The sequence below is a fragment of the Streptomyces sp. NPDC041191 genome (genome assembly GCF_055591945.1).
In genome coordinates, this window is the sequence record NZ_JBVIZC010000014.1 from 107,733 (window position 1) to 127,433 (window position 19,701).

17 protein-coding genes are annotated in these 19,701 nt (G+C 75.2%); 6 read left to right on the forward strand and 11 right to left on the reverse strand.

Annotated elements, in window-relative coordinates:
- Positions 1-64 precede the first annotated feature (64 nt).
- Together ACZ6AQ_RS26010 and ACZ6AQ_RS26015 are read right to left on the reverse strand one after the other, a co-directional pair.
- The gene (locus ACZ6AQ_RS26010; RefSeq protein WP_468762826.1) at positions 65-850 is read right to left on the reverse strand and encodes a PepSY domain-containing protein; all 786 of its coding nucleotides are present in this window, start codon (positions 848-850) and stop codon (positions 65-67) included.
- 145 nt (positions 851-995) lie between these two features.
- Complete coding sequence (locus ACZ6AQ_RS26015; protein WP_468762828.1) at positions 996-1,523, reverse strand: DUF6328 family protein; 528 nt, start codon at positions 1,521-1,523, stop codon at positions 996-998.
- Positions 1,524-1,869: 346 nt separating this feature from the next.
- Between ACZ6AQ_RS26015 and ACZ6AQ_RS26020 the strand changes: the two genes are divergently transcribed.
- Positions 1,870-3,093 carry a PP2C family protein-serine/threonine phosphatase gene (locus tag ACZ6AQ_RS26020; protein WP_468762909.1) on the forward strand — a complete coding sequence of 408 codons (1,224 nt, stop codon included), beginning with the start codon at positions 1,870-1,872 and terminating at the stop codon, positions 3,091-3,093.
- 335 nt (positions 3,094-3,428) lie between these two features.
- Here the strand turns inward: ACZ6AQ_RS26020 and ACZ6AQ_RS26025 are convergent, their stop codons facing one another.
- Both ACZ6AQ_RS26025 and ACZ6AQ_RS26030 read right to left on the reverse strand, forming a co-directional pair.
- Positions 3,429-4,415 (reverse strand): glutathione S-transferase family protein, encoded by a 987-nt coding sequence (locus tag ACZ6AQ_RS26025; RefSeq protein ID WP_468762830.1) that lies wholly within the window; start codon positions 4,413-4,415, stop codon positions 3,429-3,431.
- The gene (locus ACZ6AQ_RS26030) at positions 4,408-5,304 is read right to left on the reverse strand and encodes an alpha/beta fold hydrolase (RefSeq protein WP_468762832.1); all 897 of its coding nucleotides are present in this window, start codon (positions 5,302-5,304) and stop codon (positions 4,408-4,410) included. The genes ACZ6AQ_RS26025 and ACZ6AQ_RS26030 overlap by 8 nt, the downstream gene beginning before the upstream one ends.
- Positions 5,305-5,492: 188 nt before the next feature.
- Here ACZ6AQ_RS26030 and ACZ6AQ_RS26035 point away from each other — a divergent pair, with 188 nt between their 5' ends.
- Positions 5,493-6,323, forward strand: a complete 831-nt coding sequence (locus tag ACZ6AQ_RS26035) for a DUF1206 domain-containing protein (protein ID WP_468762833.1) — start codon at positions 5,493-5,495, stop codon at positions 6,321-6,323.
- 122 nt (positions 6,324-6,445) lie between these two features.
- Here the strand turns inward: ACZ6AQ_RS26035 and ACZ6AQ_RS26040 are convergent, their stop codons facing one another.
- Positions 6,446-7,399, reverse strand: coding sequence for a terpene synthase family protein (locus tag ACZ6AQ_RS26040; RefSeq protein WP_468762835.1), 954 nt, complete (start codon positions 7,397-7,399; stop codon positions 6,446-6,448).
- A 729-nt stretch (positions 7,400-8,128) separates the two neighbouring features.
- Between ACZ6AQ_RS26040 and ACZ6AQ_RS26045 the strand changes: the two genes are divergently transcribed.
- A complete protein-coding gene (locus tag ACZ6AQ_RS26045) occupies positions 8,129-8,908 on the forward strand; it encodes a hypothetical protein (protein WP_468762837.1) in 780 nt (259 codons plus the stop codon).
- On the opposite strand, the gene ACZ6AQ_RS26050 is transcribed toward ACZ6AQ_RS26045, so the two are convergent.
- Positions 8,901-10,214 (reverse strand): SWIM zinc finger family protein, encoded by a 1,314-nt coding sequence (locus tag ACZ6AQ_RS26050; RefSeq protein ID WP_468762839.1) that lies wholly within the window; start codon positions 10,212-10,214, stop codon positions 8,901-8,903. The genes ACZ6AQ_RS26045 and ACZ6AQ_RS26050 overlap by 8 nt on opposite strands.
- Complete coding sequence (locus ACZ6AQ_RS26055; protein WP_468762841.1) at positions 10,211-13,231, reverse strand: DEAD/DEAH box helicase; 3,021 nt, start codon at positions 13,229-13,231, stop codon at positions 10,211-10,213. Before ACZ6AQ_RS26055 ends, ACZ6AQ_RS26050 begins: the two co-directional genes overlap by 4 nt.
- A 369-nt stretch (positions 13,232-13,600) precedes the next feature.
- Between ACZ6AQ_RS26055 and ACZ6AQ_RS26060 the strand changes: the two genes are divergently transcribed.
- Both ACZ6AQ_RS26060 and ACZ6AQ_RS26065 read left to right on the forward strand, forming a co-directional pair.
- A complete protein-coding gene (locus tag ACZ6AQ_RS26060; protein ID WP_468762843.1) occupies positions 13,601-14,677 on the forward strand; it encodes an acyl-CoA desaturase in 1,077 nt (358 codons plus the stop codon).
- An 87-nt stretch (positions 14,678-14,764) separates the two neighbouring features.
- On the forward strand, positions 14,765-15,310 hold the full coding sequence (locus tag ACZ6AQ_RS26065; RefSeq protein ID WP_468762845.1) for an MOSC domain-containing protein: 546 nt from the start codon (positions 14,765-14,767) through the stop codon (positions 15,308-15,310).
- Positions 15,311-15,322: 12 nt separating this feature from the next.
- Here the strand turns inward: ACZ6AQ_RS26065 and ACZ6AQ_RS26070 are convergent, their stop codons facing one another.
- Positions 15,323-16,693 carry a tannase/feruloyl esterase family alpha/beta hydrolase gene (locus tag ACZ6AQ_RS26070; RefSeq protein ID WP_468762847.1) on the reverse strand — a complete coding sequence of 457 codons (1,371 nt, stop codon included), beginning with the start codon at positions 16,691-16,693 and terminating at the stop codon, positions 15,323-15,325.
- 151 nt (positions 16,694-16,844) lie between these two features.
- On the opposite strand from ACZ6AQ_RS26070, the gene ACZ6AQ_RS26075 reads away from it, so the two are divergent.
- The gene (locus ACZ6AQ_RS26075; protein WP_468762848.1) at positions 16,845-17,441 is read left to right on the forward strand and encodes an HD domain-containing protein; all 597 of its coding nucleotides are present in this window, start codon (positions 16,845-16,847) and stop codon (positions 17,439-17,441) included.
- 87 nt (positions 17,442-17,528) lie between these two features.
- Here the strand turns inward: ACZ6AQ_RS26075 and ACZ6AQ_RS26080 are convergent, their stop codons facing one another.
- The 3 genes from ACZ6AQ_RS26080 to ACZ6AQ_RS26090 form a co-directional block, all read right to left on the reverse strand.
- Positions 17,529-18,371, reverse strand: coding sequence for a hypothetical protein (locus ACZ6AQ_RS26080; protein WP_468762850.1), 843 nt, complete (start codon positions 18,369-18,371; stop codon positions 17,529-17,531).
- 141 nt (positions 18,372-18,512) lie between these two features.
- A complete protein-coding gene (locus tag ACZ6AQ_RS26085) occupies positions 18,513-19,151 on the reverse strand; it encodes a class I SAM-dependent methyltransferase (protein WP_468762852.1) in 639 nt (212 codons plus the stop codon).
- 81 nt (positions 19,152-19,232) lie between these two features.
- Positions 19,233-19,658 carry a PPOX class F420-dependent oxidoreductase gene (locus ACZ6AQ_RS26090; RefSeq protein ID WP_468762854.1) on the reverse strand — a complete coding sequence of 142 codons (426 nt, stop codon included), beginning with the start codon at positions 19,656-19,658 and terminating at the stop codon, positions 19,233-19,235.
- Positions 19,659-19,701 lie beyond the last annotated feature (43 nt).

Below are 19,701 nucleotides of genomic sequence, written 5' to 3' on the forward strand. Positions count from 1 at the left end.
GGACCGCCCGTTCCGGCCGGGCGGGACGGAACGGGCGGGAACGGGCGGGAGGAACGGAAGGCGGTCAGTCGCGGTCGACTTCCTGACGGAGGACCTTCTGCTCGGTCAAGGACACCTCGTACGTGGTCTTGTACCACGTCTTGGTGTCGACGACGTCCACCGACCAGGCGTCGTCGTCCAGCTCCACGGCCGTGACGGTGCCCTTCTTGTCCTTGGTGGCCGTCTGGACGGCCTGCTGCGGCGTGACGGTGGTCTTCTTCAGCAGGGCGACCAGCTTGCTCTTGTCCTCGGCGTCCTGGTCCTTGTCCGGCTTGTCGCTGATGATCCTGCCGTTGACGCCGTCGACCCAGATGTCGTGGAGGGTGCCGTCCGGCGCGGCGACACTGGCGTGCCACGCCGGGGTCCGCGCGCCCGCGCTCTGCGAGGGGCTCGCACCGGCCGACGTGCTCGTGCTCGGGGAGGCGCTCGCCCCGGCCGACATGCTCGCGCTCGCCGAAGCACCGGCGTTCGGCGGCGCCCAGTCGAGCTCGTTCTCGACCAGCTTCCCCCGGGTGACGGCGGCCACGGCGGTCTGCGTCGCCTTGTCCCAGGTGATCTTCGTGGCCGGTACGATCCGCCGGCGCTCCGCCTGGTCGTCGGTGAGCCGCGGCGAGGCGGACGCGGAGGGGGAGGCGGACGCCGACGCCGACGCGCTCGCACCGGTGGTGGTGGTCGGGGACGGCGCGACGCGGCCGGAGGTGGTCGTGGTCTCCTCCTGCCCGGAACCGCAGGCGGCGAGGAGGAGGGCACAGGAAGCGGCGAGGCCGGCGACGGCCGTGCCGCGCAGTCGATGTCGCGGAGAAGTACTCATGCGCGTATCCCTGACCCGGGCTTCCCGCTCCATGACACGGTGGTCCGCACAACCACCCGATCGCGGTCCTCCTCCGGTCCGGACGGGGGAAACGCCGGGCGGCCGGCCGGCCGCCCGGCGCGCACGCCCACGAAGGAACGTTTCCTCAGGACGTTCCGTCGGCCGGGTCGTCGTTCCCGTTCGTGTAGCGGATCCGTGCCCACAGCGGCAGGCCGAACCAGCAGATCAGGTACCAGGCGAGGACCCCGGACACCAGCCACGGGACGTAGCCGTCGTGCGTGGCCACGCGCAGGATCAGGAAGAGCGCGAAGGTCAGGGTCGCCAGGAGCAGGACGAGGCCGAGGAACGTGAGCCGGGACGCCCAGACGACCGCCTGCGGTTTGATGCGCCGTCCCGACACGATGCGGTGGAAGGCCACGGGGCCGATGAGGGCGCCGGTGGCCAGCGAGCCGAGCACGACGGTGATGATGTAGATCGTCCTGTCGGTCTGCTCCAGCTCCTGGAAGTGCGGTGTGAACACCACCGTGAGCAGGAAACCCAGGAGGATCTGCACGCCGGTCTGGGCGACCCTGATCTCCTGGATCAGTTCGGTCCAGCGCCGGTCGGCGCGCTCCTCGGGCGTCTCGTTCCTCCGTGTCCGCCGATCCTGGTCGGGTCTCACGTCCTCAGTCATGGCGACCTCTTTCCCGCAGGTCGGCATCCCATCCGCTCCGAGTTGCCTTTTCCAGGGTGCGCGCCGTTCTCCGTTCCGGCTCGGCGGGAAGACGTTCCACGAGGAGGGCCGTCCCGCCGCCGGGTCCGGCTCCGGCCCCTGGCGGACGCCTGCCGGGAGGCGGGCACGAGCGTCCGGGAAGAACGGGTACGGCGGCGGGGGCGACACGCCCGTGGTCCCGCCGGTGAGGAGTGCGATCACCGGGGGGCCTGCGTAGCCTGGGAGCCACCCCGGGGCCGCCCGGGGGAGGACGGCCGCTCCACGCCGCCGCAGGACGCCGGAGGAGAGCCGCGGAGGCCGCGTGTCGATGTACGAGGATGCCCTGACCGATCTGCTGGTCCGCTCCCGCCTGCGGGTGGGACGGGACCTCGCGGACCTCGTCCAGGAGGCGGGCCGGCGCCTGGGGTTCCGGGGGACGGCCCTGTACGTGACGGACCTTCAGCAGATCCGGCTGATCGCCCTGCCCCAGTCCGACGCCCCGGGGCGGTCGGCGCTCGACGTCGACGCGTCCCTCGCCGGCCTGGCCTACCGCATACAGCAGGCGCAGCGGTCGCGCGACGGCGGCACCGCCTGGCTCCCGATGATCGACGGGGTCGAACGCCTCGGCGTCCTGATGGTGACCGCGCCCGCCCTCGACGACACCCTCCTCGTGCGCGGCGAGGCGCTCGCCGGGCTGGCCGCCCTGCTCGTGAGGTCGAAGTCCTCCCACAGCGACCTGGTGGTCGAGGCGGAACGCTCGCGGCCGATGACGGTGCAGGCCGAGCTGCTGTGGGCCTTCCTGCCGCCCCGGACCATCGGCACGGCGGACGTGACCTCCTCGGCGGTCCTGGAACCCGCGTACGACATCGGGGGCGACACCTTCGACCACATCCTGGACGACCGCGGTCTGCACCTGACCGTCATCGACTCCATGGGCCACGACCTGGCCTCGGGCGGCGCCAGCGCGGCCGGGCTCGCCGCCTGCCGCGCGACCCGGCGCTCCGGCGGTTCGCTGACCGACATCGTCACCTCGATCGACCGCATCCTCGACCAGTGGTTCACCGACCGGCTGATGACCGCCGTCGTCGCCCACCTGGACACCTCCGACGGCCGGCTGACCTGGATCAACTGCGGACACCCCCCGCCCCTGCTGATCCGCGGCGGCAGGGTGCTCCCGCACGTGCTGGCCCGGGAGCCCGATCTGCCGCTCGGATGGGGGTTCCTCGCCGGATCGCCGCCCACCGAACACACCGAGCGCCTCCAGCCGGGCGACCGGGTCCTCCTCTACAGCGACGGCGTCACCGAGGCCCGCTCGCCCGAAGGCGACCTCTACGGCGAGGAACGGCTGGCCGACACCGTCATCCGCGCCACCGCGGCGGGCGCGCCCGCCCCCGAAGCCCTCCGGCGCCTGGTCCAGGGGCTGCGGCAGCACCAGGAGCACAACTTCCGCGACGACGCCACCATCCTGCTCGTCGAGTGGCACCCGAGCGGCCGGAGGGCGGCGGCGCGCGGCCGGACCACGGAGGCGAGTGACCGTTCCGGACGCGGGTAGGCGCCGGTCCGACAGAGAGATCACGGCGAACCGTCAGGAGGGTTCATGAGCACGCCCCCGAACGACCCCGTCCCGCCGAGTCCCACGCCCCCGCCGGGACCCGGCCCGACGCCCGGCCCGCTGCCGGGACCGGTCCCCGGACCGGGCGGACCGGACCCCGTCCCGCCGGTACCGCCCCGGCCGGACCCGGACCCGCCGGCCCCGGTGCCGGCGCCGGAGCCGTTCCCGCAGCCGGGTCCGCCGCCCTCGCCGGGGCCCGGCCCCGAACCGGTGACCTGAGCGCCCCGCGCGCGGCCCCCGTCCTTCCCGGGCGGGGGCCGCGCGCGTGTCCGGTGTCAGCCGAGCGGCGGGACCCGCTCGGACGGGGGCGGGGGACCGGGCGGCGTGCCGTCGCCGAACGGCCGCCCGCCGAGTTCCTCCCGCCCGTGGGGCGAGAGCCAGTTCCGGGTGTCCGGGCCCAGGGGGACGATCCCGGTCGGGTTGATGTCGCGGTGGACGCGGTAGTAGTGGGCCTTGATCTGGTCGAAGTCGATCGTGTCACCGAAGCCGGGCGTCTGGAACAGGTCCCGCGCGTAACCCCACAGGGCCGGAAGCTCCGTCAGCTTCTGCCGGTTGCACTTGAAGTGGCCGTGGTAGACGGCGTCGAAGCGCACGAGGGTCGTGAAGAGCCGGACATCGGCCTCGGTGAGGGTGTCGCCGACCAGGTAGCGCCGGCCGCGGAGCCGTTCCTCCAGCTGGTCCAGCCGCTCCCACAGCCTTCGGTACGCCTTGTCGTACGCTTCCTGGCTGTTCGCGAAACCGCACTGGTAGACGCCGTTGTTGACGTCCCGGAACACCTTCTCGGCCACGTCGTCGATCTCGTCGCGCCACTTCTCCGGGTAGAGGTCCGGGGCGCCGTCCCGCTGGTACGCCGTCCACTCGCTCCCCAGGTCGAGCGTGATGCGCGCGAAGTCGTTGGTGACCACCGCGCCGGTGGGGACGTCGACGATCGCGGGCACGGTGATGCCGCGCGCGTAGCCGGGGTCGCGGCGGAAGAACGCCTCCTGGAGCCGTTCGATGCCGAGGACGGGGTCCCGGCCGTCCGGGTCCAGGTCGAAGGACCAGCTGCGCTCGTCGTGCACGGGCCCGGCGATGCCCATCGACAGCACGTCCTCCAGGCCCATGAGCCGCCGCACGATCGCGGCCCGGTTCGCCCACGGGCAGGCCCGGGCGATGACCAGCCGGTAGCGTCCGGGCTCCACCGGGTAGCCGTCCCGGCCGTCGGCCGTGATCCGCGTCGTGAGGTAGTTCTGGTCCCGCTCGTACGCGCCGTCGTCAGCCATGGTTCCGCGTCCGGCCTTCCGTGTGCGTGTCCGCCGGGCCGGCGGCTTCCTTGTCGCGGGGCGCGGGGCCCCCGGCCGGCCGGGGAGGGCCGTCCGGCGACCCGGCGGCGCCCGTGCGCCGCCGGATCGGCAGCATCGTCTCGACGGCGTCCCGCGCCAGGTGGTCGAGGATCATGCGGTTGACCCGCGCGGGCTGCTCCAGCGGGACCAGGTGGGACGCCCCGGGCACCACGGCGAGCCGGGCGTCCGGGAGCGCGCGGTAGAGGGCGGCGGTGTGTTCGAGGGTCATCATGTCGTCGTCGCCGGTCATGACCAGGGTGGACGCCCGGACGCGCGCCAGGTCCCCGGCGGTGAGCGTCGGCTGGGTCCGCCACATGTCGATCATCCTGGCCGCCACCACCGGCCAGTGGTCCGGGCCGTCCGGTGAGACGGCCTCGTACATCTTCCGGAAGAACTCCAGGTCCGGGCCGTCGGGCGTCATCGCGTCGAGCATCGACGGTTCGGCGAAGCACTCCGGCGCCGGGCGGAAGTTCGCCCCGATCACCACGACCTTGCGGACCAGGTCGGGCCGGGCCGCGGCGACGAGCAGGGCGACGACGCCCCCGTCGCTCCAGCCGACCAGGTGCGCCGGGCCCGCGACCACCCGTTCCAGGAACGCCACCGTGTCGTCCGCCATGTCCCGGTACGTCAGCGGACCCGCCACGTCGGGAGTGTGCCCGTGCGCGCGCCGCTCGGGCAGGAACAGGCGGTACGCGCCCGCGAGGTCGGCCCGCTGGGAGCCCCACGTCTCGTTGGTGCAGAAACCGCCGTGCAGCAGGAGCAGCGGATCGCCGCTCCCCTCCGTCTCGTACCAGGTCCTGACCCCGGGAAGATCGGCGTACTCGCCCATGGTCCAGCTCCCTCTCCGCGACCGCCCGCACCTCGGCCCAGTCTCCGCCGGGCGCCGGGGGGACGCAAACGACGGCCCGCCGCACCGGGAGGGCGGCCGGACCGCCGGTCTCCGTTCGAACACCCGGGAGGGTTCGAACGGGGAGGACGGGGCACCCGGAAGTTCCGATCCGAGAGGGGTGCATGGACATGAGCGCAGGGGGGACGACCGCGGCCGCGGCGAGAAGAACGGCCCGCGGGGACGTGGTGCGGGCGGGAGCCCGGGCGGGCTTCGTCGCACGCGGGGTGCTGTACCTGCTCATCGGCGTCCTGGCCGCACGCATCGGCCTGACGGGGACGAACGAGCAGGCCGACAAGGGCGGGGCCCTCGGGCAGGTCGCCGCGACGCCCTTCGGGGCGGTGATCCTCTGGGCCCTCGGCATCGGCCTCGTCGGCATGGCGCTGTGGCGGCTGTCGGAGGCCCTCTTCGGCTCCGCGGGCCCGAAGGGCGACAAGGCGCGCAAGCGAGCGCTGTCCGGGGCCAGGTTCGTCTTCTACGCCGTCTCGTCCTTCTTCGTCCTGTCCTTCGCGACGGGGAACCGGGGCAGCGGAGCGGGCTCGACCGACCGGCAGAGCCACGACCTCACCGGGCGGCTGCTGGGTCTGCCGGGCGGCCAGTGGTGGGTCGGCGCGGTGGCCGCGGGTTTCCTGGCCGCGGGGCTGTGGATCGGCGGCCGGGCCGTGGCGCGGAAGTACCGCAAGCGCCTGAAGTGGGACCGGATGTCGAAGAAGGAACAGCGCTTCATGGACGTGACGGGCATCGTCGGCGGCGTCGGGCGCGGCCTCGTCTTCGCCGCCGCCGGTTTCTTCGGCCTGAAGGCGGCGATCGCCTTCGACCCGAACGAGGCCAAGGGCATGGACGACACGATCCGCTCGTTCGCGCAGACCCCGGCGGGACCGTGGCTCCTGGTCGCCGTGGCGCTCGGGCTCGTGCTCTTCGGGATCTTCTCCTTCGGCCAGGCCAAGTGGCGCGACGTTTGATCCGTCGTACGCGGGTGTCGGCGGCGGGCGGAGGGGACGGAACCCCGGCCCGGCGCGGGGCGCGGTGCCGGACACCGTCTCCCGCGCCGGGCCGCACCCGTGGGTGAAGGCGTGACGTTCCCTCAGCCGCCGTAGCGGCCGGTGCCGATCTCCCAGCGGTGGTACCCCGCGATCCAGGAGGCGAGGCCGTCGACGTACCGGCGGGCGGCCTCGCGTCCGGCCGGATCCAGACCGAGGAGGTCGCAGATCCCGGGGACCTCGTCGGACAGCTCCACGAAGCGGTCGACCATCTCCTGGGCCTCGCGCATCACCTCGGCTGCCGCCTCCTCGACGGTGCCGCCGCGCTCCTCGCGGGCGATCATCACCAGGTTGGCGACGTCCCCCCGCGCGAGTTCCTGGGCGTAGGAGTGCACGTCATTGGTGAACGACGGTATGTCGGCCGCCAGCTGGCGCATCCTGCGGAGGGTCGGGTGGTGCAGCACCTCCTGGGGCAGCTCGAACCGGTTGAGCCGTTCGACCATGTCGAAGAGGGTCTCCATGGCGGCCGTGCCCCGGCGGAGCGCCAGGTACCCCTCCCGGTCGGGGAAGCGGCCGGACACGCGGCCGGCGGCCTCGGCGGGATGACAGGCGAAGTACCACTCCCAGTTGTAGGCGCTCCTGGCCCGCCACCGGGCGGACATGCCCTCCGCGCTGCGCTCCCAGAGGTCGGCGAAGGCCCGCTCGACGGGGGTGCGGGCGGCGGGCGCCGGACCGTCCCCGTGCAGGAGGGCCGTCAGCCGGGCGCAGATCTCCGCCACCTGCGCCGGGGAACGGCCGAGGGTGGTGTCGAAACCGTCGTCGAAGAGGAAGTAGAAGCCGAGCAGGTCCGAGGCGAGCGCGAGGTCGTCGGCGGCGCAGTCGGGGCTGGTCAGCGCGGCGAGCCGGGGCACGTCCCACTGGTCGTACGCCTTCGGGGCCACGGCCCCGGCGAGCCCTTCGTGACGGTCCAGCCACGACCGGTGGAGCCGTGCGGCGGACTCCCGGTCCGGGTGGGCCCGGGGCGGGAACGGCAGATCGAGTACTGCGGCCTTGAACACTGGCACCCTCCAGGCGCTGAGCCCGGGTGCCCCCAACGCCCCGCGGCGCGATCGAAGAGTACTTGAATCGATCACTAACTGCCAGAAACGCAAGGAGGTTTACTTTCGGACTGTCGGGAATTGAAGGCCGGGTAGGGTGACTTGGGCATATGCCCGTCCGTGAACACCGGCCGGACCTGCGGTCCGACCCTCCCCGCGCCCCGCTGCCGACGACCGACCGGCCCCCGGGAACCCGACGCGCCCCCTGTCCGGAACCGGACCCGGTTCCTCACGTGGAGTGGCGCCCGGACCGTGACCGGCGCCGGGGGCGACTCACCGCCGGGAAGCGCGGCGGCGCGGGGGAGGGCCGTGCGCCCGGGAATGGTCACGATTCTGTACGCACGGTCCCCGGCGGGCACGGAAGACTGGCCCCACGGCTGCCGACCGGCGAACCTGGACCACGTGCCCCACCCGTCCCTCCCCGCCCCGCCGCCGGACCGCCGACCGGGCGAACCCGGTTCCCGCGAAGAGCCGCGCGCGTCCGAAGCGCCCCGCGCGCCCGCCGCTCCCCGCGACGCGCCCGCGACGCCCCGTACGGCCGGTCCACCCGCGACGCCCCGCACGGCCGGTCCGCGCGAAGAGCCCGGCGCGGTCGGCCCGTCCGGCCCGTCGGAGACGCGCCCCTCCTTCCGCCGCCCCGCCGAACTCCTCGCGGCCGGGCCGGGATTCCCGAGGCCCTTCCGGTCCGGCGTGTCCCGGCCGGGCCGGACGGCGCGCCCCGCGCGCTGGTTCGGCACCCCCCTCGTCCCGCTGCTCACGGCGGCCCTCGTGGTGACCGCCTTCCTGCTCGTCGGAGCCGGCGCCGGGGACGGCGGGACCGCCGGCCGGGACGCGGCCGCTCCGCCGTCCCCCGTCGTCACCGGGGACCCCGGCCCGGCCGTCCCCCCTCCCACGACCGGCGCCCGGACGTCCGGCACGGCGCACGCCGGGACCACCGGCACGCCGACGCCCGGCGCCACACCGGGCGGCACGCCGACGCGTACGACGCCCGGAGGAAGGTCCCTCCTCACGAGCGCGGCGCCGGAACCGCCCCGGCGCGCGAGGACCGCCTCCCCGGCGACCGCCCCCGCGACCGGACGGTCCCCTTCCGGGAGACCGGCGAGTACTCCGCCGCCCGCCCGGCCCGTCTCCTTCGAGGCGCTGCGCGTGGGCGACTGCTTCGACATCGACCGCGCCGCGCCCGGCACCGCCGTCCGGCGCCCCTGCGACACGCCGCACTCCGCCGAACTCGTCGCCCGGCCCCGCCTGACCGGTCGTTACGCCACGGACCGGGCGGTGCGGGAGGCGGCCGCGGTCCTCTGCCGGGGGCCCCTGCGCGTCAAGGCGGCCCGGCAGCCGCTCGGCACGCGCTGGACGACCTTCGTCCAGTACCCCTACCGGACGAGCTACCTCCTCGGCTCGGACACCGTGGCCTGCAGCCTGGCCGCCCCCGCCGCCGGCGGCGGAAGGATCGGCCACCGCCTCAGGTAGCGTCCGCCGCGAGGGCCGTCGCCAGGGCCGTCGCCGGGTCCCGGTCCGGCGGCCCCGCCGGGGACCAGCGCCCGCCGGACCTGAGGTACGGCCACCAGCGGCCGTCCTCGCCGAGCCGCAGCTGCGCCTGCGTGCCCGCCGCCGTCCACCGCGCGCCGCCCGCCCGGCGGAGGGCCGGCCGCTCGTCGTCCTCCCAGGCCGCCGAGAGCCGTGCCCCGGCGCGGTCCAGCGCACCGGCGTCCGGAGCCCACTCCTCCTCCAGGACGGCGAGGGCGGCGGCGCCCCCGAACCGCCACGCGCGCGCGGCGAGGTCCATGTCGGTCCGCGTCCGCCCCGAACCGGAGGCGAGCCGCGCCGCGATCCGGGGAGCGGGAGAAGCGGCGGCGAGCCGTACCGCGTCCTGGGCGACCGTCGGCGGCGCGTCCCCGGCCGCCGGGCCGTCCGCCTCCGCCTCCGACACCCCGGCCAGCAGCCGGTGGGCGCGGGCCGCCGCGTCCGCCGCCAGGAACTCGAGGGCCGCCGGGTCCACCCCGGGCCCCGGTTCCGTGTCGGTGTCCAGGGACGGCGGCCGGCCGGGCGCGGCGGGGACGGCCGGAGGGTCCGGCAGCGGCGGCAGCAGGAAGGCCGACCCGTACGCCTCCCCGGCCGGCACGCCGGGCATCCCGTCGGTGCCCCCGGACGTGCCGCTCCCCGCGCCGTCCCCGTCGCCCGCCGGGAGGGCGGCGCGCGAGGCGCTGCGCGCCTGCAACTGGCCCAGCAGGGTCCGTTCGCCGCGTCCCCGCATCAGGAGCAGGACGAAGGGGTCCTCGTCGAGCAGGCGGGCCACCTGGTAGCAGAGGGCCGTCGTGTGCGAGCAGTGGTCCCAGGCGTCGCAGTCGCACTCCGGGACGAGGTCCCCGATGCCCGGCAGCAGATCGAGCCCGGCCGCCGCCGCGTCCTCCACCAGGTGCGGCGGCATCTCGCGGTCGAGGAGCGCCGCGATGTGCCCCGCGCTGTCCGCGGCGAGGCCGAGGAGCCGTTCCCACTCCTCCTCGGAGAACTCCCGCACCAGCACGTCGCTCCGGCAGGCCGTGCCGTCGCGATCCTTGACCACCGCCGTGATCCGGCCGGGCCGCACCGACACGGCGCCCACCGCGCCCGCGCGCGCGTGGCGGCGCCCCGCCTTGAGCTGGGCGTTGTCGAGCGCGGTGTCCTCCAGGGCCTTGAGCCACGCCCGGCCCCACCAGGTCCGGGTGAAGCCCGCGCCCCGCGCCGGCGGCAGCGCCGCGAACGTCCGCTCGTCGTCCCGGTGTCCGTACCCGCTCATCGTCCGTCTCCTCGCAGTCGCACCAGCTCCGCCAGTTCGGCATCGGTCAGTTCGGTCAGCTCCGGCGGCATGTCCCCGCCGGTGCCGAGGACGGAGTCCGCCAGCTCCCGCTTGCGGTCGAGCATCACGGCGATCCGGTCCTCGATCGTGCCCTCGGCGATCAGCCGGTGGACCTGGACCGGACGGTCCTGCCCGATCCGGTACGCGCGGTCGGTGGCCTGGGCCTCCACCGCCGGGTTCCACCAGCGGTCGTAGTGCACGACGTGTTCGGCGCGGGTGAGGTTGAGCCCCGTGCCGGCGGCCTTCAGGGAGAGCAGGAAGACCGGGACCCCGCCGTCCTGGAAGCGGGCGACCATCGCCTCCCGCTCCGCGACCGGTGTGCCGCCGTGCAGGAACTGCGTCCGCACGCCCCGCGCCGCGAGATGGCTCTCCAGGAGCCGGGCCATTCCCACGTACTGGGTGAAGACCAGGGTGCGGGCACCCTCCGCGAGGATCGTGTCGAGGAGTTCGTCGAGCAGTTCCAGCTTGCCCGAACGGCCCGCGATCCTCGGGTCCTTCTCCTTGAGGTACTGCGCGGGGTGGTTGCAGATCTGCTTGAGCGCCGTCAGGAGCTTCACGACGAGCCCCCGGCGCGCCATGCCGTCCGCCTCGGAGATCGCCGCCAGCGTCTCCCGCACCACCGCCTCGTACAGCCCGGTCTGTTCGGGCGTCAGCGGGACGGACCGGTCGGTCTCCGTCTTCGGCGGAAGTTCGGGCGCGATGCCGGGGTCCGACTTGCGGCGGCGCAGCAGGAACGGCCGGACGAGCGCGGCCAGCCGCTCGGCGGCGGCGGGGTCCCTGCCTCCCTCGACGGCGGCGGCGAACCGGGTGCGGAAGGCGCCCAGACCGCCCAGGAGCCCCGGGGTGGTCCAGTCGAGGATCGCCCACAGCTCGGAGAGGTTGTTCTCCACCGGGGTGCCGGACAGCGCCACGCGCGCGCGTGCCCCGATGGTCCGCAGCCGGCGCGCCGTCGCCGAGTACGGGTTCTTGACGTGCTGCGCCTCGTCCGCGACGACGAGCCCCCAGTCCCGCGCGGCGAGCCGCTCGGCGTCGAGCCGCATGGTGCCGTACGTGGTCAGGACGAAACCGCCGTCGGCGAGCCCCTCCAGGTCGCGGGCCGCGCCGTGGAAGCGGCGCACCGGCGTGCCGGGCGCGAACTTCTCGACCTCCCGCTGCCAGTTGCCCAGGAGCGAGGCCGGACAGACCACGAGGGTGGGGCCCGCCGAGGCCGGATCGGTCTGCCGGTGCAGGTGCAGGGCGATGACCGTGATCGTCTTGCCGAGTCCCATGTCGTCGGCGAGGCAGCCGCCGAGACCGAGCGAGGTCATCCGGTGCAGCCAGTCGAGCCCGCGCAGCTGGTAGTCGCGCAGGGTCGCGGCGAGCGCGGCGGGCTGCGGCACTTCGGGCCGGCCGCCCTCGGGCTCGGCGAGCCGTTCCCGCAGCCGCTCCAGCCACCCCGTCGCCGCCACCTCGACGGGCCGTCCGTCGACCTCGGTCGTGCCGGTGAGGACGGCCGAGAGCGCCTCCACGGGCGTGACCTCGCGGTCCTGGTGGGTCCTCGCGCGGCGGACCTCGGCGGGATCGACCAGGACCCACCGGTCGCGCAGCCGTACGAGGGGGCGACCCGCCTCGGCGAGCCGGTCGAGTTCGGCCCGGGTCAGTTCGTGGTCGCCGACGGCGAAGCGCCAGTTGAAGGCGAGCAGGGAGTCGGCACCGAGGAGGGAGGGCCCGGCGGAGGACCCCGTGGAGCCGCCGGTGGCGGCGTCGGGGCCGTGCGGGTCGTGCGGGTCGTGCGCGTGGGGGTCCCGCGCCGCGCCCGCCGTTCCGGGCGCGTCCCCGTCCGCCGGTCCGATCACGGCCCGGGCGGTCAGCCGGTCGGTGAGTTCGCGCGGCCAGTGGATCCGGACGCCCAGCGCCGCGAGGGCGTCGGCCGCCGGGCCCAGGAGCTCCGCGACCTCCTCGTCGGCGAGTTCGACGGCGTCCGGCACGGCGGCCGACAGGAGCGGGGAGAGCGGGGGCCAGACGCGGGCGGCGCGCCGCAGGGCGAGCAGGGCGTCCATGGGGGCCCGCGGGCCGAACGCCGCTCCGGCCGGTCCGGAGCCCGACCACACCTCGGCCGCGTCCGCGACCAGGTCCGGATCGGCGGCGCCGCGCAGCTGGAGCACCGCCCGGAAGGCGGGCGCCTCCCGCGACGCGGCGGTGAAGCCGGGCAGTTCGATCCGGAGCGACAGCCGTACGCCCGCGTCGTGGACGGCCGCCACGTCGGCCGTCCACGCCCGTTGCTCGGGGGCGGGCCGGGGCTCGCGGGCCGCGAAGGCGGAGCCGCCGGCCGCGAGCGGTGCCGCCGGGGAGCGGGGCAGGGTGTCCGCCACGGCGTCGGCGAAGGCCCGGAGCAGCGCCTCGGGTTCGGGCAGCAGCGGCTCGCCGGAAGGGGCCGGGGCGCCGGGGCGGACGGAAGGGGAGGGAAGGGGCACGGCGTGGGCCGCGGGCGGCATCGACGCGGCGAGCGTGCGCAGGTCCGCCAGCTCTCCGGGGCCGAGCGGCCCCGCCCGCCACGCGTCGTGGTCGCCGGGCGTGAGGCCGGGCAGGAGCAGGCCGCGCGCCACCAGGTCGAGGGCGAGCAGCGCGGCGGCGCCCCAGAAGGCGGTGGCGGGGGAGGCGGCGTCCGCGAACCGGGCGCGGGCGAGCAGCGGCAGGGCGTCCCCCACGGAGAGGGTGAGGGCGGGAACGGTCACGGGCCGGAGGGTGTCGCCGTCCACGACCGTGATCCCGGTACCGGACGCCGGGGTGCCGGAGGGGTCGGGCAACGGGTCGCCGCCGGGCGACCAGAAGGCGATCCGCCCGGCGCGGGGCGGGTCGGCGGGGAGGAAGACGGCGGAGTGCCGGGGGAGGCGGCGAAGGGCTTCGGGTGAGGTCGCGGGGGCGGGTTCCTGGACGGGTTCGCGAGCCGAATCATCGGGTCCGTGCGACGGCGACAACGCATTCCTCAAATTTGACTACTGGGGGTTCGAACGGCCGAGGATACTCCACGAACCCCGCCGTGGCGCACCGCTCCGCAGTGTTCCGCGCCACACCCGCGATCCCGCCCGGAAGGGGGGTCCTCCCCACCCCGGCCCCCCGGCGCGCCCCCCGCCGCGGGCGGGTGGTGCCGCCATGGCCCCGGACGGGAGCGGGTCCGTACGTTCTTCACAGGCACCCACGGGCCGGTCTCCGGCCCCCCTCCCTCCTGACAGGGCCCCACCCGGCCGGGCCACCCGGCCCCTCCCTCCTGACAGGCGCCCACCGGCCGGTCCCCGGCCCCCTTCCGCCTTCCGCCCGCACACCGCCCCGAAGAAACCGGAGCCGCCATGTCCCAGGCCACCGTCCTCCCGCCGGCCGCCGCGCCCGCCCGCCACAGGGGCGGCAGCGACTTCGCGCCGCTCCTGCGGTCGGTCAGGGAGCAGGGCCTCCTCGAACACCGCCCCGGCTGGTACGCCCGCCGCATCGCCCTCAACCTCCTCGCCCTGGCCGCCGTGGTGGCCGGGCTCGCCCTCGTCGGCCCCTCCTGGTGGGCCCTTCCGCTCGCCGTCCCCCTCGCCCTGCTCTCCGCCCGCGCCGCCTTCGTCGGCCACGACGCCGGGCACGCCCAGATCACCGCCGACCGCAGGACGAGCCGGATCATCCAGCTCGTCCACGCCAACCTCCTCCTCGGCATGAGCAGGGAGTGGTGGAACGACAAGCACAACCGTCACCACGCGCACCCCAACCACCTCGACAAGGACCCGGACGTCGCGGCCGACGTCCTCGTCTTCGCCGAGCACCAGGCGGCGGGCCGGACGGGCCTGCGCGGCTTCCTCACCCGCCACCAGGCCGCGCTCTTCTTCCCGCTGACGAGCCTGGAGGGCATCGCGCTCAAGGTGTACGGGGTCCGGGCGCTCCTCGCGCAGGACGGCCCCTGCCGCACCCGGCGCGAACGGCTCGTCGAGGGCGGACTGCTCCTCGCCCACTTCGCCGGATACGCGACCCTCCTCCTCGCCCTCCTCACCCCGCTCCAGGCCCTGGTCTTCGCGCTGCTCCACCAGATGCTCCTCGGCGTCCACCTCGGCATGGCCTTCGCCCCCAACCACAAGGGCATGGAGCGGCCGGACGAGCACGCGGACGGCGACAGCTGGGGCCATCTGCGCCGCCAGGTGCTCACCTCGCGCAACATCCGCGGCGGCGCCCTGACCGACTGGTTCCTCGGCGGGCTCAACCACCAGGTCGAGCACCACCTCTTCCCGAGCATGCCGCGGCCGAACCTCCGGCTCGCCCGGCCCGCCGTCCGGGCCCACTGCGCCGCCCTGGGCGTGCCGTACACGGAGACCGGCTTCGTGGACTCGTACCGCCAGGCCCTCGGTCATCTGCGCGAGGTGGGCGCACCCCTGCGCTCCGGGGCCGCCGAGTAGGGTCGGACGCGTCCACACGTGAGGTGATCACCGACTCGCGGGGCCGGTCCGCCGGTTCCCGGGTCGCAGGGAAGGGGAGTCCCCGTGATGAGCAGCGGTATCGTCACCGCGGTCAGCAGCAACGGCACGTACGCGTTCACCAAGCCCAACAGGGACGAGATCACCCTCCTCGCCGGACTCGGCGTGGCGGGCGACGTCCACGCGGGCGTGACGGTGAAGCACCGGTCCCGTATCGCGCAGGACCCGACCCGGCCCAATCTGCGCCAGGTCCACCTCATCCACGCCGAACTCCTCGACGAGGTCGCGGAGGCCGGTTTCGAGGTCGCCCCCGGCGCCCTCGGCGAGAACGTCACGACCCGGGGGATCGACCTCCTGGGCCTGCCCACCGGCACCCTCCTGCGCCTCGGCGCCGAGGCCGTGGTCGAGGTCACCGGCCTGCGCAACCCCTGCGCCCAGATCGACGCCTTCCGGCCCGGCCTGCTCAAGCGGCTCGTCGGCCGCGACGAGAACGGCGGGATCGTGCGCAGGGCGGGGATCATGGGCATCGTGCTGACCGGCGGGGAGGTGCGGCCCGGCGACCCGATCGGGGTCGAGCCGCCGGAGGGGCCGCACCGCCCGCTGGACCGGGTCTGACGCCGGGCGGCGTCAGCGCTCCAGGGCGCAGGAGTTGACCACGTCACCGTCCGCCGGCCGTGCGATCGTACGGTCCGGCGGCGGGGCCGCGCCCTCCTCGACCCAGCGCGTCAGCGCGTCGAACGCCGACCGGTAGCACGGCAGGATCGGCCGCAGCCGGTCCGGGTGGGTGTCGTACAGGCCGTCGGCGTGCGTCCCGCCCCGCACCGTGTAGAAGCGGTGCAGCCGGCCCCGGCCCCGCGCGTCGACCATCCGCGCGTAGACGTCGGAATCCGTCGCGAGGGGCAGCAGGGCGTCCAGGTCGCCGTGGAGGGTGATCAGGGGCTTGCCGATCCGCCCGGTGAGCGCGACCCTCGCGACGGCGCGGTGGACGGACGCGGGCCGGGAGGCGTAGTCGTACGAGGCGTCTGAGGCGCACGGCGCGAAGATCTCCCGCGCGGTCCCGCCCGCGGTGGAGCCGGGGCAGGCCGGATCGTACGAGGGGTCGAACTCGGCGCGGAAGATCTTCTGCGTCAGCCCCCAGTACACCTGCTCGTGGTACGGCCAGAGGAAGCGCGAGTCCGGTGCGAAACCGGCCCCGATCAGGTCCTCGTCCGTGGCCCGGCCCAGGGAGCGGGCCACGGTGACGGGCAGGCTCGTCAGGAGGTTGGGGCCGCGCGCGGTCCACAGCACGCCCTCCCAGTCGACTCCGCCGTCGTACAGCTCGGGCCGGTTCTCCAGTTGCCAGCGCGTCAGGTAGCCGGCGTTCGAGATGCCGGTCATGTACGTGCGCGCCGGACGGCGGCCGTACCGCTGCCGTACGGCCTGTTGGGCGGCGACCGTCAGCTCGGTCACCCGGCGGTTCCACTCGGCCACCGCGTCGCCCGGCTCCCGCCCGTCGGTGAAGAAGTCCGGGCCGGTGTTGCCCTTGTCGGTGGCGGCGTAGGCGAAGCCCCGGGCGAGCACCCGGTCCGAGACGAGGGCGTCCGTGGAGTACTGGCGACGGGTGCCGGGGGCGCCGGTGACGACGAGCCCGCCGTTCCAGCGGTCGGGCAGCCGGACGACGAACTGCGCGTCGTGGGCCCAGCCGTGCGTGGCGTTGAGCCGGGAGTCGTCGGGGAAGTAGCCGTCGATCTGGACGCCCGGCACCCCCGAGGGGTTGCGGGTCCCCTTCGCGGCGAGCCCGGCCTGGTCCGCCATGTCGGTGTACGGCGTGCCGGCGAGCCCCGCCGTCGTCAGGTCGCCCAGACAGGCGGACCGCTGGTGCGCGGCGCCCGGCACGCGGACCCGGTCCTGGCGGGCGCAGTGCGCGGCGGCCTCCGCCCCGGCGGGGCTCGCGGGGGCGAGGAGGGTGGCCCCGGCCAGGAGCGCGGTGAGCAGGGAGACGCCCGGGAACAGGCGCATGACGGACCTCCGGTGGGACGGCGGAAAGGAGTGCGGCGGCACATCCTGCGGCGCGCGCCCCCCGCCGGACCATGGTCCGGGACCACACCACGGGCCCCCGTCCTGTGGGGCGCGCCCCGGATGCGGGTCCCCGACTCACTACGCTGCGGGGATGGACATTCCCTCGGTCGACGAGATACGTGCGTTGCACAGGAAGCACGCTCCCCACGAGGAGGCGTTCCACCGCGTCTTCACGCACTGCGAGATCGTGTGGCGGATCGCCGAGAGCCTGATGCCGCGCCTGGACGGCGGCGTGGACCCCGAACTCGTGCGCGCGGGGTGCCTGCTGCACGACATCGGGGTCTACCGCCTCTACGACACCGAAGGACGCCTCGACGGCCGGAACTACATCCGGCACGGGCTCCTGGGGCACGAGATCCTGGCGGCCGAAGGACTGCCGGAGGCGGTGTGCCGGTTCTGTTCGCACCACACGGGGGTCGGGCTCACCCGGGAGGACGTCCTGACCCAAGGGCTGCCGCTGCCGCCCGCCGACTACGTGGCGGTCACCCCGGAGGAACGCCTGGTCATGTACGCGGACAAGTTCCACAGCAAGAGCACGCCGCCGAGGTTCCTGACCCCGGACACCTACGCGGTGTCCGTGAGCCGGTTCGGTCCGGACAAGGTGGCGGCGTTCGGCGCGCTGCGCGCGGAGTTCGGCGATCCGGAGCTCGACGGTCCGGTCGCCGCGTACGGACACGCCCTGACGTGAGGGACACCGTCCCGGCGGCCGGGCGGAGCCCCGGGGCGCCTCCGGGGCGGGCGTACGGCGATCCCGGTGGCGGGCCCACGGCCGTCCTCAGGACGGGCGTACGGCCATCGCGTCGAGGGCTTCGAGGAGCGCGGGGAGCCTCGGCCCCCGCGCCACCGGCAGCACCGCGCGCGGCGCCTCGTCGAGGAGGACGAACGCCATGTCGCCGACCCCGGCCACGAGCGACCAGCCGGGACCGTCCGCGCGCAGCAACCGCCCGCCGCCCGTCGTGCCGGAGACCGTCCGCACCCGTCCCGCCGACGGCGGCTCCTCCAGATAGCCGCGCAGCTCGTCCAGGGCCTTGCGCACCCCGTCGTAGGGGTCGCCCCCGGTCGCCGCGTCCGCCGTGTCCCCGGCGTCCCCCACGTCCGAGGGGCTGTCCTCCGCGTACGTGCCGTCGTCGTTCATCCGGGACCGCCAGGCGGCCCAGTGGAGCGCCACCTCGTCGGCGCCCAGACGGCGCTGGGCCGGGCCCCACACGTCGCCCGACGGCGGGACCAGGGGAGCGGGATCGCCCTCCTCCGGCTCCGGGTCGTGCGGCGCCGGGATGCCCGGGACGGAGGTCGCCAGGGCCAGCGGCCAGCCCGGGAGCCCGGTGACCACCGAACGCTCGTCCGGGGACAGGTCGTAGGCCATGCCGCAGTCCCAGGAGGAGATGGCCACGGCGACCAGCGCCACGTCGTCGACGACCACCGTCCACCGCGCCCCGCGGCCGTCCTGGCCGAAGACGAGGCCGTACCCCTCCGGGCGGGGCCCCAGCCCCAGGGCCGCGCAGGCCGCCGGGTAGTCGTCGCCGAGCACGCAGGGGAAACTCGCGGGCGTCAGCAGCGCGGCGGTCAGCACGAACAGCGCGTCGGCGTCGGTCTCGGCGATCGGGTCCGTCCCGGCCACGGCAGCCTCCCCATCCGGTCGTCGGCGCACCTTAACCAGTGAGTAACCCGCGCGTCGAGGGTCCGACGCGCATCGGGGTCCTCGTACGCGCCGGGACCCGGCACCGTCTCCGGGCCCGCCGCCCGCTTCGGAGCCGGTCCGTCACGCGGGAGCCGTCCGGACGACGCCGCCGGTCCGGTCCTCGCGGACGGCCAGGGCCAGGAAACGCGTGTCCTCGTCGGTGTAGCCGGCCGGACGCCAGCCGGACCCGGTGAGCAGGGCCCGCAGCCGGGGTTCGGCGCGCACGTCGTCGGACGTCGGCCGGCGACCGTGCCGTGCCGCGAGGGCGGCTCGTCCGACCGGGTGGAACAGCGCGAGCCGGCCGCCGGGCCGCACGACGCGGGCGAGTTCCCGCAGGCCGGCGGCGGCGTCCGCGAGGTGCGAGACGAGCCCCGCGGCGAAGACGGCGTCGAGCGCGCCCCCGCGCAGGGGCAGCCGGCCCACGTCCGCGAGCAGCAGCGCTCCACCGCCTTCGCCGCCGCGCCCGGCTCCCAGGGCCTGTTCCAGCATCTCGGGAGTGAGGTCCACCCCGACGACGGTGCCGGAGGGACCCACGGCGGCCCGGAGCGCCGGGAGCGCGCGTCCGGTTCCGCAGCCCGCGTCGAGGACCGCGTCGCCCGGACGCAGCCCCAGTTCGGCCACGGCGGCGGCGTACGCGGGACCGTCGTCGGGGAACCTGCCGTCCCAGTCGGCGGCGCGGACGCCGAAGAACTCCCGGACGCGTGTGGGGTCGTCGCTCATGCGTCCATGGTTCCGCATCCGGGGGGTGGGGGGTGGGGGAGCGCGTGCTCGTCGTCCGCGAGGGCGGGGACCGGCCGGGGCTCAGTCGGCGAGGCCGGCCTCGGCGACCACCTTCTCGATCCGCACCCGGACCACGAGTTCACCGGGGACGGCGTTGCGCTCGCCGAACTCCTCCGCCCGGTCCTCCCCCATGTAGCGGGCGCCGATGCGAGTGGCCCAGTGACGCAACTCCTCGGTTTCCTCGCTGAGTTCGGCGCGCCCGAACAGGGAGACGAAGGAGAAGGGCGGGGTGTCGTCGTCGACGCACAGGGCCACCCGTCCGTCACGGGCGAGGTTGCGGCCCTTCACCGTGCCCCTGCCGGTGTTGAACACGAAGTCGTCGCCGTCGAGCACGAACCAGACCGGCACGACATGGGGACTGCCGTCGTCGCGCACGGTCGCGAGCTTGCCGGTGCGGGTCCCCGCGGACACGAAGGCCCGCCACTGTTCCTCGGTCATCTTCGTCATGTTCCCCATCCTGCGGCACGCACGGATGTGATGCAGTGCTTGC